Origin of the sequence: Pedobacter sp. R20-19 (assembly GCF_000708265.2) — a bacterium.
In the GTDB taxonomy this organism is placed as follows: Bacteria; Bacteroidota; Bacteroidia; order Sphingobacteriales; family Sphingobacteriaceae; genus Pedobacter.
The window spans coordinates 169,669-184,632 of the sequence record NZ_JCKI01000005.1 but is presented as its reverse complement, the minus strand read 5'-3'; the positions used below and the strand labels follow the sequence as shown (position 1 = coordinate 184,632).

Annotated in this window: 9 protein-coding genes and 1 other RNA gene; 5 read left to right on the top strand and 5 right to left on the bottom strand. The window is 38.6% G+C overall.

The genetic code is table 11. The annotated features are described in order from the left end of the window. Positions 1 to 106: 106 nt before the first annotated feature. Entirely contained in the window at positions 107 to 1,579 is a 1,473-nt protein-coding gene (locus tag AN34_RS12650) for a glycoside hydrolase family 130 protein (protein WP_029285965.1), read from the bottom strand. 151 nt (positions 1,580 to 1,730) lie between these two features. Between AN34_RS12650 and AN34_RS12645 the strand changes: the two genes are divergently transcribed. Beyond that, positions 1,731 to 2,903 carry a HAMP domain-containing sensor histidine kinase gene (locus AN34_RS12645; protein ID WP_029285963.1) on the top strand — a complete coding sequence of 391 codons (1,173 nt, stop codon included), beginning with the start codon at positions 1,731 to 1,733 and terminating at the stop codon, positions 2,901 to 2,903. Here AN34_RS12645 and AN34_RS12640 read toward each other — a convergent pair. Then, entirely contained in the window at positions 2,896 to 3,987 is a 1,092-nt protein-coding gene (locus AN34_RS12640) for a metallophosphoesterase (protein WP_029285961.1), read from the bottom strand. The genes AN34_RS12645 and AN34_RS12640 overlap by 8 nt on opposite strands. Positions 3,988 to 4,064: 77 nt before the next feature. Here AN34_RS12640 and AN34_RS12635 point away from each other — a divergent pair, with 77 nt between their 5' ends. Next, positions 4,065 to 5,033 (top strand): alpha/beta hydrolase, encoded by a 969-nt coding sequence (locus tag AN34_RS12635; protein WP_036677142.1) that lies wholly within the window; start codon positions 4,065 to 4,067, stop codon positions 5,031 to 5,033. 65 nt (positions 5,034 to 5,098) lie between these two features. Continuing rightward, the gene (locus AN34_RS12630; protein WP_029285957.1) at positions 5,099 to 6,301 is read left to right on the top strand and encodes a DUF763 domain-containing protein; all 1,203 of its coding nucleotides are present in this window, start codon (positions 5,099 to 5,101) and stop codon (positions 6,299 to 6,301) included. Positions 6,302 to 6,529: 228 nt separating this feature from the next. Here AN34_RS12630 and AN34_RS12625 read toward each other — a convergent pair whose 3' ends face one another. Both AN34_RS12625 and gltB read right to left on the bottom strand, forming a co-directional pair. Further along, a complete protein-coding gene (locus AN34_RS12625) occupies positions 6,530 to 7,996 on the bottom strand; it encodes a glutamate synthase subunit beta (protein WP_029285955.1) in 1,467 nt (488 codons plus the stop codon). A gap of 3 nt (positions 7,997 to 7,999) precedes the next feature. Continuing rightward, positions 8,000 to 12,499 carry a glutamate synthase large subunit gene (gltB, locus tag AN34_RS12620; RefSeq protein WP_029285953.1) on the bottom strand — a complete coding sequence of 1,500 codons (4,500 nt, stop codon included), beginning with the start codon at positions 12,497 to 12,499 and terminating at the stop codon, positions 8,000 to 8,002. Between the two features lie 671 nt (positions 12,500 to 13,170). Here gltB and ffs point away from each other — a divergent pair. Together ffs and fsa are read left to right on the top strand one after the other, a co-directional pair. Beyond that, positions 13,171 to 13,270: signal recognition particle sRNA small type (ffs, locus tag AN34_RS21430), an RNA gene on the top strand. Positions 13,271 to 13,383: 113 nt separating this feature from the next. Continuing rightward, a complete protein-coding gene (fsa, locus tag AN34_RS12610; RefSeq protein WP_029285949.1) occupies positions 13,384 to 14,043 on the top strand; it encodes a fructose-6-phosphate aldolase in 660 nt (219 codons plus the stop codon). Between the two features lie 287 nt (positions 14,044 to 14,330). Here fsa and AN34_RS12605 read toward each other — a convergent pair whose 3' ends face one another. After that, positions 14,331 to 14,837: an HAD-IIIA family hydrolase gene (locus AN34_RS12605; RefSeq protein ID WP_029285947.1), complete on the bottom strand. Its 507-nt coding sequence runs from the start codon at positions 14,835 to 14,837 to the stop codon at positions 14,331 to 14,333. Positions 14,838 to 14,964: the final 127 nt, after the last annotated feature.

The following is a 14,964-nucleotide window of genomic DNA, read 5'->3' as shown; positions in this document are numbered from 1 at the left end:
TCAATTAATGAATCAGCCTTTTTTGTTGTGATAAACTTTCTTAATTCTTAATATCAAACCTGATATAAACGAAATGAATACTGTCTAAATTCAGGCCATGACGATTTTATGCCTTTCCATTTTCTAATAATCGATTTAATAACAATTCCAGGTTAACCGTTGCAAAGGATGAACTATAATCTGATAATCCATAAGGAATAATAAGTTCGCCATTGCTTACGATAGAACCACAAGAATAAACCACGTTGGGTACATATCCTTCACGCTCATCATTATTTGGGATAATTAGCGGTTCTTTTAGGTGGCCAATTTCTTTACTAGGGTCATTCAGATCAAGTAAAACAACGCCGATACAATAGCGTCTCATTGGACCCACTCCATGTGTGATTACTAACCAACCTTTATCTGTTTCAATTGGTGAACCACAGTTACCTATTTGAACCAATTCCCAGTCATAACGAGGCTGTTTAAGTAAAATAGGGTTTTCCCAAACATTTACTTTATCAGAAAACATAAGGTAATTATTCCATCCGTCTATTCTACTCATCATCACATACTTTCCATTTATTTTACGTGGAAATAAAGCGAGGTTTTTATTTTGTGCCCCATCACCATATAATGGAATCACTTTAAACTCATAGAAATCTTCTGTCTGCACCAATTTTGGTATAATGAGCGAACCATCAAAAGCTGTATACGTAGCATAATATAAAACCTTTCCGTCATCCTTAACAAATTTTACAAAGCGGGCATCTTCAATTCCTTTTCGCTCAAATTCTGAAATCGGAAAAATAACACGATCTGATATATCCGTATCTTTAGAAAAGGAAATGGTATGGTAAGTATCTGATAACCAAAGCACTTTATCATACTCCATTAATCGGGATGCATTTTCAGTATGTAAACTCTTAGCGTCTTTAATGATATTACTTAAGCTTGTATATTCAAATTTATCATCAAGTTTGGCTTCTATCTCTTCCAATACTGAGGGATCAATTTGTGCATATGCTGCCTTTTTTAAGAATAACTTTTTAACGTAAATCGCATTTTTCACCACTTCTGCCTCATCCACATAATTCCCCACAGGCAAAACCTGTATGTTATTATTTTTATCAATTAGTGCACGGCGGAACACAATAGAAGAAATATGTCCTTCACCAACAGCCCTGAAACTGATAATCACTCGTTTCTCCCCTTCAACCAAATCAGTCTGATCAGGATCATCTACAATACTAGGATTAAAGAAGGCAGCAGATTCAATTGAATATTCATGCGTAAAGTAAGCACCAATAAGCAATCTGGTGTATTGATCCAGGTCTTCTATATCCTTACCCAGTGTGGTAAATTGTTTTTTAAGCTTTTTACAGTGTCGGTTTAAAATTTTAGTGATGTTTCGGTGTCGTTTAGAATATTCCTGTAGTATCGGCGAAATCAATGAAAATACCTTCTCATCAGAAAACTCTAAAACTTTTCGAATCACTTCAAGTGCTCTCTCTTCTCCGTTAAAAAAAAAACGGGCAATTACTCGTTTGGTATCCGGATTAACCTTAACAGGTTTACGTTCTATATATAATCTCATTATCTAATCAATGTTTTGAAAGTTATTGTTAATTTTTAACAATCTGCATGAAATATAACAACTAAAATTACAACTTAATTGTTTATATTATTTAACTTTTTGCTGATAATCTATACCTTTAACGTACAACCTTATTTTAAAAATCCCGCAAATGTATTCAGCAAAAATTTCGGCTTCCCATATTCCTGTTAATGAAGAATTACGCCTAGAAAAATTAAAGGAATATGAAATTTTAGATACGCCTGCAGAGAAAAGCTTTGATCATTTTGTACAACTGGCTGCAGATATTTTTGAAATGCAAAATGCTATTCTTGGATTCTTTGCTGAAGATGGGTTTTTTATAAAAGCTGCAATTGGCAATCCATTGGATTCAAATGGAAATCAGCATCTTTTTGATTTGCTAAAAGAGGCGGATGATGCTGATGTCATAGAAATTGCACAGCAATTTGCTAACATTAGCGAATCTCCTATTCCCTTTATTATAGCTGCTGGTATTAAATCAGCGGATGGTGTACATTTGGGGGCTTTAGTCGTATATGGAGATGATCCTCATACCACCATTCCAAGCCAGTTGAGCATGTTGAACAGGTTGGCAGAAATGATTGCTGATAAACTAGAAGTGAGAAAGGCTTTAAGAAAAACACTAAAGGCACAGGATGATCGCCTGCATGTGCTGATTCATGACCTTAAAAACCCTATGACGACCATTTCATTACAATCTGAATTGGTGGGTAGAATCCCTAATGCTGATGATAGAACTGTAAGCATCGCTGGAAAAATTAATCATCAATCGAAACGAATGGTAGACCACCTGAATCAGATTCTAAGCTCGGCCAGAAAAGAAAACGGGTCTTTTAAACCACAGAAAAATAAGATCGATCTTCGGGAACTTTTATCCAAAAGCATTAAGGATTTACAAATTATTACCAGAGATAAAAGACAGTTTTTTAACATTCGCATAGATACACCGGTAGAAATTTTTGGAGATGAAGTTAAACTCAGTGAACTTTTTTATCAATTACTCCATAATGCTAGTAAATTCTCGCATGCTGATAGTGAAATTCTGATCACGCATCAAATCACTGAAAATCTGGTAACCATTGCGATTAAAGACCATGGTGTTGGACTAAGTGCAGATGACCTCAACCTTTTATTCATCAAGTTTTCACGGTTAAGTTCAACACCAACTAACCACGAAAACTCAAACGGATTGGGTTTAATTGTAGCCAGAATGTTTACCGATATGCATAAGGGCAAACTGTGGGCAGAAAGTGAGGGAAAAGGAAAAGGCACAACCTTTTTTATCGCATTACCAATTAAGTAAGATCCAATAATTCTACTAATTTCATCTCTTCCAAAATACTTCTTTCAGGAGTGCCGGACCTTTGAAAAGACCATCTGATCAGTCGAATCAAACCGCCTTCTATTTCTATACCAGTAATATCACCATCACTAAAACAACAGCAACCACTGTTAAAATAACCTGGTTTGTATGCTTTAAATTCTGGTGCCTCATCGTCTTTTTTAACACGTTTCTTTAACTCTTCATTTAATTTGTCAATTTCGGGCTGTTGATGTTCAATCGTTGCATTTTTAAGTTTCAAATAAATCCGCTCCAGATGTGTAAGTGAGGCAAATACGGGCTGGTGAGTGTGCCCTGTAATTAATGCGGTATCTCTTTGATCTGCCTGCCAGCTGTACATCATACCATTATGTACTGTTTTCAGCTGATTATCATAGGCTGGGGTGTTGGGGTTAATCTGTAAATAAGATTGCAATGGTGCCCATACCGTACTTACAAACCACTTACTAAACCAATTCCCATCACTTTGTAAATCGCCCTGGTGGCCATGGGTAAGAAAAATATTCAGGAACTGATGTTGAAACTTCATTCTTAAAATCACACCTTCATAAATCGAAATTTTTTTTCCGTAAATGCGATTGAGGTTAAAACCAGCCAAAGGATCATTATCCCAGTAGAGGTCATGATTTCCAAAAATTTTTGTAAAAGCGTTGCGGTGGATAAATAACTTTTCCCGTTCGAAAGTTTGCTTATTATGTTTAATTACCGATTCCAATAAATTCTCCCACAGTTCCTCACTATCACCCAGATTAATGTAGTGGAACAGTTTGTTGTTATAATAATCCAGGGCTTGCAAATAATTACGTTCTGCCAGTATAAAATCATCTGCATCATCACGGGCACCTTTGTGCTGATCAGAAAAAATAATAAATTTATCTTTTTCGGTAATTTCAAATATTAAACCCCGTTTTCCCGGCTCTCTGGTAATGGTATTAAAAAGTTTGGTTAAAGCTTCATGAATACGTTTAAGATTTGGTCGTGATCCAAACCTGTTCGACATTTTAATTACCCAATTACCAAACAGACGTTGTAAAAATTTACGCATTAACACTTCACTATTAAAATTTAAACATAACAAAATTAAGGTTAAACGATGATCAACTATTCTATATATTTACAATAATGAAATTCTTTAGCCTTTTACTGTTATTTTTTTACTCGGGCGCTCAAGCTCAAAAAATACCGGCAGATACTTCTTTTAGTGTGTATACCACCTATTTAAAGGAGAAAAAAAAGCGTCCATATATCAGCATTGCACAACCGTTAGCCAAGGGTAATTTCAAAACTAAACGTAATATCACTTACGCAAAATATCCAACCGGAAATTTGTCACTTGATGTTATTTATCCAAAGCAAAACAACAAATTGTTACCAGCTGTACTATTTGTTTTTGGCGGTGGCTGGCGATCAGGTAATCGAACGCAAAACATACCACTTGCGCAAAAAATGGCTCAAAATGGTTATGTTGCCATCACTACTGATTATCGTTTATCCACTCATGCAAAGTTCCCAGCGGCAGTTTATGACCTTAAAAACACCATCCGGTGGATCAAAGCAAATGCAATAAGGTATCATATCGATACCACCAAGATTGCTATAATAGGGTTTTCTGCGGGTGGTCAGCTGGCTGCTTTAGTTGGGACTACGAATGACGATCCTGAATTTGAAAAAGAAAAAATAAACGATCATACGAGCAATGTTCAGGCAATCATTGATGTTGATGGTGTACTGGCTTTTGATCATCCCGAATCTGCGGAGGTAAGCACTGATCCCAACCGAAAATCTGTTGCAGCCATCTGGCTCGGAGCAGAATTAAATGAGAATCCAGCCTTGTGGCATCATGCATCTGCTCTTAATCACGCGGATAAACATACCGTTCCATTGCTGTTTATTAATAGTTCTACGCCACGTTTTCATGCAGGAAGAGATGATCTCATCGCTAAAATAAAACCTTTTGGCATTTATTCTGAAATCCATACCTTACCCGATACGCCTCATCCTTTTTGGCTATTCAACCCCTGGTTCGAACAGGTTTCTTCGATCATGTTGAATTTTTTAGATCTACAGTTTAAGAAAATTCAAATTAACTGACTTTTACACGGTAAATAAGGGATTCTATTCTGTTTTTAGAAATAATTTTACTAATTTCGTTAGCATTGAAACGATCAGGAAGCGCAGATTTACCTTTACATTATGGCCATGTTCCACCCTGGCTATCGCAGCGCATGGCAAAACTTGGTCTGGCCATAGTGGAGTCTATTCTAGTAGAATATGGTAAAGCTGAAGTTATCCGAAGGTTAAGTAGTCCGTTCTGGTTTCAAAGCCTGGGTGCGGTAATGGGTATGGATTGGCACTCATCAGGCATCACTACTTCTGTAATGGGTGCACTAAAAAAATCAATTAATCCTCTTTCTAAAGAGCTGGGCATTTATATTTGTGGGGGAAAGGGAAAATCCAGCAGGGAGACGCCAAATGAACTTTTTAAAATTGCAGATCAAACAGGTTTAAATGGAATTGAACTGGTAAAAGCCAGTAAATTGAGTGCAAAGGTAGATAATACGGCGATTCAGGATGGTTTTCAATTGTACCTTCATAGCTTTATACTCAGCAGCGATGGCGACTGGGCTGTTGTTCAGCAAGGTATGAGCGATGCCAGTTCTACAGCGAGAAGATATCACTGGCATTCTGAAAACTTAAAGTCATTTGTTGAGGAACCTCATACTGGTATTTGTGGCATTAATCAGGGTAAAATTCTTAACCTGACTTCAAATGAAGCTGATATTACCCGTAAAACCTTAATGGGGATGACAGCAGAATCACCAGATCGAATGATTTCTGAAATTCAAAGGATGGTTATGCCTAATCACCATGAAGTAAAATCGAAAGATGTTGACCTTAAACGTTTAGGCAGTATTTTATGGTTAGCCCACGATAAACAACCTGCAGATTTCGAATCTCTTTTATTATTGGAAGGCATGGGTCCAAGAACCTTACAATCTATGGCTTTAGTTAGTGAGGTTATTTATGGTACACCATCTCGTTTTTCTGATCCGGCGAGATATTCCTTTGCGCACGGTGGTAAAGACGGACATCCCTTTCCGGTACCTGAGCAGATCTACGATGAGACTATTTCCCAATTGCAAAAAGCTGTGGCAAAAGCTAAAATTGGTGAAACTGATAAGCAACAAGCAATAAAATCCCTTCATCAAATTGCTAAAAAAGCGGAACAGGATTTTATTCCAAACACGGATTTTGAAAAAGTGATTGAAAAGGAATGGGCTGAAAGTTGGAAATACGGTGGTAGAACTATTTTTGGAAAACAGAAGCCACCCAGAAATGAGCAGCTTAAATTGTTTTGAGAGGTTGTTATCATTTGTGAGGCGGCTTTTTCAATCAAGATGTTGTAGCGAATCAGATTGCTTCACGCCTCCGCTAAGCCCCACCCTTCGATTCGCAATGACGGATTTTTCGTGGCTACATTGCCTCCTCGTCATTGAAAGGATGACGATCGAGTTAGCTCCATGTATTACAAACAAAAAAGGTCGTGGCTTACGCCACGACCTTAAAAATATATAATTTAAACCTACTTAAGCATAAGCGACAGCATCTTTAGATGCCAGTTTAGTTACCCCCATTAAGTATTCATCCACTTTACGGGCGGCTTCCCTACCTTCAGAAATGGCCCAAACCACTAATGACTGTCCTCTTCTCACATCTCCTGCAGCGAAGATTTTACCAATATTGGTTTGATAAGTATGTTCTGAAGCTTTTACATTTCCACGATTGTCCAGTTCTACACCTAATTTTTCAATCAATCCTTCTTTTTGTGGATGTAAGAAACCCATTGCTAAAAACACCAGTTCGCAAGGTAGATCTCTTTCCGTACCAGCAACCTCTTTAAACGTTAGCGGTCTGCCAGATGGATCGATTTCCCATTCTACATCTACTACTTTTAATGCTTTTAAATTTCCATTTTCATCAGCAATAAAGTTTTTCGTATTCACAGACCAGGCTCTTTGAGCACCCTCTTCATGAGAAGAGGTATTTTTCAATAACATTGGATAAGTTGGCCATGGCATATTTTCAGTACGTGCCTGAGGTGGCATTGGCATAATCTCAAATTGAGTTACTGATTTAGCGCCATGGCGATTTGACGTTCCGATACAATCCGAGCCTGTATCACCACCACCAATTACGATTACATTTTTACCTGTTGCTAAAATATTTTCTGCAGCAATTTCTCTATTGGCTACACGTTTGTTCTGCTGTTTCAAGAAATCCATTGCAAAATGAACACCTTTAGCTGAGCGACCTTCAATAGGCAGATCACGCGGAATGGTTGATCCACCAGCTAAAACAATCGCATTGTAATCTCTTAATAAGGTACTGATTTCTACATTTTCTCCCACATTGGCATTGCATTTAAAAATGATGCCTTCTTCTTTCATTAAATCAATCCGGCGGTCAACTACATTTTTCTGCAATTTAAAATCCGGAATGCCATATCTTAATAGGCCACCTGGTGCATCATCCCGCTCGAAAACCGTTACTTCATGCCCAACTTTATTCAATTGAGCTGCAGCAGCTAATCCTGCGGGACCTGAACCAATAACAGCTACTTTTTTACCTGTCCTGATTAATGGCGCCTTTGCTTTAATAAAACCTTTGTCGAAAGCGATTTCTATAATATGCTTTTCAATTTCTTCAATCGCCACTGGTGGACGGTTGATCCCCAATACACAAGCTGATTCGCAAGGTGCAGGGCAAATTCTTCCTGTAAATTCGGGAAAGTTATTGGTGCTTAATAAAATATTGGCAGCAAGTTCCCATTTTGCCTGATAGACAGCGTCATTAAATTCTGGAATCACGTTACCTAAAGGGCAACCTGACTGACAAAAAGGGACGCCGCAATCCATACAGCGGGCTGCCTGATTATTTAATTCTTGTGCGGGCAATTCATTTAAAAATTCCCCGTAGTGTTTAACACGAGTTTTAGCCTCTTCTCTTGTGGGCGCAACTCTGTCGTATTCTTGAAATCCTGTTACTTTTCCCATGGCTTAGTGTGTTTTTACTTGTTGATTACGTTTTGCTAAAACCGCTTTGTATTCTTTAGGGAATACTTTTACGAAATGATTTGATTGTGTTTTCCAATCACTTAAGATAAATTCTGCAACCTTACTATCTGTTAAACGGATATGTGTTTTAAGTAGTGCTAAAATTCTTTGTTCATCTTCGGATTGTAATGGATCAAGATCTACCATTTCTTTATTGCATTTTCGTGCAAAAGTTCCATTGGCATCGTAAATCCAGGCTACACCACCACTCATTCCGGCGGCAAAATTACTTCCGGTATCTCCAAGAATCAATACTTCACCACCAGTCATATATTCGCATCCGTGATCACCAACACCTTCTACAACTGCTGTTGCACCAGAGTTACGTACCGCAAAACGTTCACCAGCTTTACCACGGGCAAATAATTCACCAGAGGTTGCACCGTAAAGCGCTACGTTACCAATAATGATATTTTGCTCTGGTACAAATGTACAGGCTGAGAAAGGATAAATAGCTAAACGAGCACCAGATAAACCTTTACCTACATAGTCATTTGCTTCGCCCTCTAATGATAAGGTTACACCTCTTGTATTAAATGCACCGAAACTTTGACCTGCAGAACCTACAAATTTAAAGTTGATGGTATCTGGAGGTAAACCAGCGCCCAAATGCACTTTTGAAATCTCATTGGATAACATGGTACCTAAAGAACGATCTGTATTTTTCACGTTGAAACTTGCGAAAACTGGCTCATTGTTAAGTATGGCTGGCTGTGCAGCTGCAATTAACTGGTGATCTAACACATGCGCTAAACCATGATCTTGGGCTTCTGTATTGTACAATGGCAAACCATTGTCTTCTGCTTTATAAAGAATTGCAGATAGGTCCAGGTGTTTTAGTTTCCAGTCTTCAGTTGGTAATTCACGCAATTTTAAAATATCAGCTTGTCCAACCATTTCGTGAATGGTTCTGAAACCAAGCTCAGCCATAATTTCCCTTAATTCTTCTGCCAGGAAATTAAATAAATTCACCACGTGATCTGCATCTCCGCTAAACAATTTCCTTAATTCAGGATCTTGTGTAGCCACACCAACCGGACAAGTATTTAAATGGCACTTGCGCATCATGATACAGCCAGCTGTAACTAAAGCAGCTGTAGCCACTCCCCATTCTTCAGCGCCTAAAAGTGCTGCAATGGCAATATCTCTTCCTGTTTTAAGTTGTCCATCTGTTTGCAGAACGATGCGATTGCGTAATTTATTCTTCACCAGCGTTTGGTGTGCTTCTGCCAATCCAAGTTCCCAAGGTAAGCCAGCGTGTTGAATGGATGTTAATGGCGATGCACCGGTACCTCCATCAAAACCTGATACCAAAATTACGTCTGCGTGCGCTTTAGCAACGCCGGCAGCAATTGTGCCTACGCCTGCTTTAGAAACCAGTTTTACATTGATTCTTGCTGCACGGTTGGCATTTTTCAAATCATATATTAGCTGTGCTAAATCTTCAATGGAATAGATGTCATGGTGTGGCGGAGGAGAAATTAGTCCTACGCCGGGTGTAGAGTGACGAACTTTTGCAATCCAATCGTCTACCTTGTGGCCAGGTAATTGCCCACCTTCACCTGGTTTGGCACCTTGAGCCATTTTAATCTGCAGCTCATCTGCATTGGTTAAATAGTAGCTGGTTACACCAAAACGAGCGGATGCTACTTGTTTAATGGCCGAACGCATACTGTCTCCATTTTCCATTTTGGTATAGCGCATTTCATCTTCGCCGCCTTCACCTGTATTGCTTTTTCCACCAATACGGTTCATTGCAATGGCTAAGGTAGAGTGTGCCTCATGAGAAATGGAACCGAATGACATGGCGCCTGTTGCAAATCTTTTTAGAATGGCCTCAGTAGATTCCACCTCATGTAAAGGAACTGCCGGACGGCTATAATTAAAATCAAACAATCCACGGATGGTATAAGCTTGTTGCGTTTGCTCATTAACCAATTTAGAGTATTGTTTAAAGATATTGTAATCGTTTTTGCGGGTTGCGTTTTGCAGTAAATGGATGGTTTGAGGATTAAATAAATGTGCCTCTCCTTTACGTCTGAATTTATAAGTACCACCTGCAGGCAATAAGTTTTCCGTTTGAGTGGTTGGTCCGAAGCTACGGTGATGTTTGATCAGTGTTTCTTTTGCAATTTCATCTAAGCCTAAACCGCCGATACGTGAAACGGCTCCTGTAAAGTAAGTGTTAACCACTTGTTTGTTCAATCCTAAAATTTCAAAAATCTGCGCACCCTGATAAGATTGTAGTGTAGAGATTCCCATTTTGGAGAAGATCTTCAACAAACCGCTGTTAACTGCATAGATGTAATTTTTGGTTAACTGTTCTGCCGATAAACCGGATTCGCTCTGGAAGCCATTAATGGTTTCTAAAGCCAGATAAGGGTTGATTGCTGTTACGCCAAAGCCCAGAAGGGTAGCAAAATGATGTACTTCCCAGATATCCCCGGCCTCGATTACTATACCTACAGCACCACGATAGCCTTTACGGATTAAGTGATGGTGTACCGCAGAAACGGCCAGCAAAGATGGCATCGCTGCATGTTCAGAATCAATTGCCCTATCCGTTAATACAATTACCTGAAAACCGTCTTCAACAGCATCTACGGCATAACGACATAAACGATCTAATGCTTTTGCCATTGCTCCTGGCTTACCATCTGCCCTGAAATAGGTTTGTAACGTTTTGGCCTGAAATACCCCAGTATCAATACTTCTGAGTTTTTCTAATTCCTGATTGGTTAAAATAGGATGTTTGATTGCCACGCAATGCGCTTGCAAAGGATTTTGCTCTAGCAGGTTTCCGTTACTGCCCATAAAACTGGCCAGACTCATCACTACTTTTTCGCGAATCGGATCGATTGGAGGATTGGTTACCTGTGCAAATAACTGCTTAAAATAATTTGATAAATGCTGTGGGCGTTTTGATAAAATGGCCAGTGGTGTATCTGTACCCATTGAACCAATAGGCTCTTTGGCTTCAATAGCCATTGGTTTTAGTAATAAATCTATATCTTCTCTACTGTAACCAAAAACCTGTTGATATTTAAAAATAGACTCTTCTGAAAGACCAGTAAACATGACGCGGGGATCAGGTAATTCTTCCAGGCGGATTTGATATTGATTGATCCAGTCTGCATAAGGACTGCCTCCACAAACCTTTGTTTTAATTTCCTCATCACTGATGATCCTGCCCTGCTCCATGTCTACTACAAACATTTTACCTGGCGTTAAGCGTCCTTTTTCGATGATGGTACTTTGATCAATGGCTAATGCGCCGGCTTCTGAACCCATGATTACGCGGTCATCAGAAGTAATGGCGTAGCGAGACGGACGTAAACCATTGCGGTCTAAAGTAGCGCCAATCAATTTACCATCTGTAAAGGCAATTGCTGCAGGCCCATCCCATGGCTCCATCAAAGTGGCGTGGAATTCATAGAAGGCTCTCTTCACCGGGTCCATATCTTCATTGCCATCCCATGCTTCGGGAACCAACATCATTAATACATGAGGTAGGGTTCTGCCAGCATGAAGCAGTAATTCAATTACATTATCTAAACATCCTGAATCAGAGTTGGTCTCATCGATTACTGGCAATAACATATCCAGTTCTTCTTTAGTAAAATAGGCAGATGCAAAAGATTTTACACCAGCCCTAAACCAGTTCAGGTTACCTTGCAGGGTATTAATTTCGCCATTGTGGGCGATAAAGCGGAAAGGTTGTGCTAACCGCCAAGAAGGAAAAGTATTGGTTGCAAAGCGAGAGTGTACCAAGCCTAAAGCAGAAACCATTCTTTTATCGCTCAGGTCTTTAAAATAAGTACGAACCTGTAAAGATGTTAACTGACCTTTATATATAATGGTTTGCGCGGATAGTGAAACGATGTAAAAATCCTTACCACCATTTACCGTATTGGCAATTAATTTAATCAGGTAATTTTTAAAAATATAAAGTTTGCGTTCGAAATCTGCACCTGGATTCACTGCATAAGGGCGGGCAATAAATACCTGCTCAATTTCCGGCTCTACTGAAAGTGCCATGTTGCCAATATCGGTGGTATCAACGTCAACCTTTCTGAAGCCTAAAATTTCTAATCCTAATTTTTCTGCAGCGCGATAAATCAGTTCTCTGCATTCTTCTCTTGATCTGATATCCTTCGGCATAAATAACATGCCCACACCATAATTATTGGTTTCGGGCAGGCTAAAGCCAGCTTTTAAACATTCGTCATAAAAAAATTCGTGAGGAATCTGAATCATGATACCCGCTCCATCGCCTGTATTTGGTTCTGCTCCACATGCCCCTCTATGATCTAGATTTTCTAAGATAGTAAGTGCATCGGAGATGATTTGATGCGATTTTCGCCCTTTCACATGTGCAACGAACCCGATACCGCAGGCATCGTGTTCAAATTGCGCGTCGTACAATCCACTGTTTGGTTCCATTCTTTGCTCGTTAGTTTGTTAGTGTATAGGAAACACTAAGATATAAAAAACGATTGTTAAATTACAGAGTTGTTACGATTTTTGGAATAATTTTAGTTTTTAAACAATTTTAACTGATAATATTAAAATATAGCTAAATATTGTTAAGGATAATTACAATTATAATAATGGCTCTTTATCTATAAAGATGCCTCTTCTGGATTTATTTTAAAAGGTATTTCAGTCAACTTAAGAAGTTTTTATGGTTGTGAGTAATGGGAAAACGTCGCCAGTTTTAATATGAGTTCATTGCAATACTAACAAACATTGCATATAATAAATGTATTAGAAGCTAAATCAGACTGACGAAGTTTCCCTTCACGCTATGCTATTGAAACTTCGTCAGTCGGGCTAATTAGCGAGGTTTCGAAGGCCAGAAACATGACAAAAACTTCGTAAGTTTAAATGTGAATTATTGGCAAGATTAACTACAGTAAACTCTTTAAAAGCTAAATCAGACTGACGAAGTTTCCTTCCCCGCTACCCCATTGAAACTTCGTAAGTCGGGTTAACGTAAGAACTATTCATCTCTTAACAATTTTATTATCGTATTAATCAGTTAGATAGCATATATCATTAAAAAATTCCAGAAATGCATTTTGCAAAACAACTTCTTTTTCTACCTTTGTGCCGGGCAAGTCTTTTACGACCAGCTCCCTTTGAACTCCCCCAGGATGGGAACATAGCAAGGGTAGAAGGTTGTAGCGGTGCGATAGAAGTTGCTTGCCCATTTTTTTCTTTTTCCCTTAATGCCTCCGATGTGAAATCGGAGTAAACTCTGAAGGGGCCATTAAATTCTTCAGGGTTCGAATCTGTAAAACTCAAATATTTAAGAATTTATAACCATGAAATTTTTTATCGACACAGCAAATCTTGATCAAATCAGAGAAGCTCATGATCTTGGCATTTTAGACGGCGTAACTACCAATCCTAGCTTAATGGCTAAAGAAGGTATCACTGGCGAAGAAAATGTAATTAACCATTATAAAGCCATTTGCGATATCGTTGAAGATAACGTAAGTGCAGAAGTGATTGCCACTACATTTGACGAGATTGTTAAAGAGGGTGAAGCTTTAGCTGCTTTAAACCCGAAAATCGTTGTTAAGGTACCAATGATTAAAGATGGTGTTAAAGCCATTAAACATTTCTCTTCAAAAGGAATTAAAACCAATTGTACGCTAATCTTTTCTGCCGGACAAGCATTACTTGCTGCTAAAGCCGGAGCAACATATGTTTCTCCTTTCTTAGGCCGTTTAGATGATATTTCAAGCGATGGCTTGGTTTTAATTGAAGACATCAGAACTATTTTTGATAATTACGGATATGAGACTCAAATTTTAGCAGCTTCAATTCGTGGACCTTTACATATCGTAAATTGTGCAAAGTTGGGTGCTGATGTAATCACCGCTCCTTTAGCTGCAATTGCTGGTTTATTAAAACACCCATTAACTGATTCAGGTTTAGCGACTTTCTTAGCAGATCATGCTAAGGCTGCAGGGAAGTAAGTTTGGATTTGTGAGTTCGGAGTTTTTAGTCCTAAGTCTGGAGTCTAAAAGTAAAGAGCTTACAGTATATAAAATTAGAAATCCTAAGTTTTGAGTAGAGACCTGCTTGAGACTTAGGATTTTTTTATTGAATGGGATTTTTTCAAGGAGTTGACTGGTTGGTGAGCTACCAAACCGGGAGGTAGTTGTATATAAGAGTTTGGAGTGGGGAGTTCCAAGCGTACAAAAGTCCTAAGTTATTATTGAACCTAAGACTTTTGTGTGTTAAAGAAATACGACTTAAGACTCTATACTAATGACTCGCGACTCAGCACTTCCTTCACCTTTTCATAATTAATCTGCTCATCGGGTGCAATTAGAATGCCCTTCACTCCTGCCCCATTCGCCGCTTCCACGTCTCTTGGTTTATCGCCAATCATAACAGACTGTGCCGGATCTATGTCATACATATCAATTGCATCTAATATCATTCCTGATGCTGGCTTCCGGCACTTGCATTCGCCACCCACTGTTGGGTGATGTGGGCAATAATAAAAGCCAGCAATATCAGCACCTTTTGCTACAAATGCATTCCTTAACATTTGGTGCATAATGGCGAGTTCCTGCTCTGTATATCGCTTCAAGGCGATACCGCCCTGATTGGTAATCACAATAAGCAAATAACCTTCATCATAAAACTTTTTTAAAACCGGAATCTGGTAGTCGAGAATTTTGAAGTCTTCAACCCGACAGATGTAATCGTATATTTCGTGATTAAGCACGCCATCACGATCAAGGAAAATTGCTTTATTCATTTAGGAATTATAAATTTTAGACTGTGTTTATAAGGATTCAGTCAAAGGTAAAATTGAGCATCAAAAATAAGGAAAAATTTATGGGATAAGAAAGATAAACGGAATAAGCTATTTTGTTATTTACGCA

Excerpts from the sequence above, each read along its gene's own strand:
- AN34_RS12650 (WP_029285965.1), bottom strand. The coding sequence starts at position 1,579 with ATGAGATTATATATAGAACGTAAACCTGTTAAGGTTAATCCGGATACC.
- AN34_RS12645 (WP_029285963.1), top strand. The coding sequence starts at position 1,731 with ATGTATTCAGCAAAAATTTCGGCTTCCCATATTCCTGTTAATGAAGAA.
- AN34_RS12640 (WP_029285961.1), bottom strand. The coding sequence starts at position 3,987 with ATGCGTAAATTTTTACAACGTCTGTTTGGTAATTGGGTAATTAAAATG.
- AN34_RS12635 (WP_036677142.1), top strand. The coding sequence starts at position 4,065 with ATGAAATTCTTTAGCCTTTTACTGTTATTTTTTTACTCGGGCGCTCAA.
- AN34_RS12625 (WP_029285955.1), bottom strand. The coding sequence starts at position 7,996 with ATGGGAAAAGTAACAGGATTTCAAGAATACGACAGAGTTGCGCCCACA.
- gltB (WP_029285953.1), bottom strand. The coding sequence starts at position 12,499 with ATGGAACCAAACAGTGGATTGTACGACGCGCAATTTGAACACGATGCC.
- fsa (WP_029285949.1), top strand. The coding sequence starts at position 13,384 with ATGAAATTTTTTATCGACACAGCAAATCTTGATCAAATCAGAGAAGCT.
- AN34_RS12605 (WP_029285947.1), bottom strand. The coding sequence starts at position 14,837 with ATGAATAAAGCAATTTTCCTTGATCGTGATGGCGTGCTTAATCACGAA.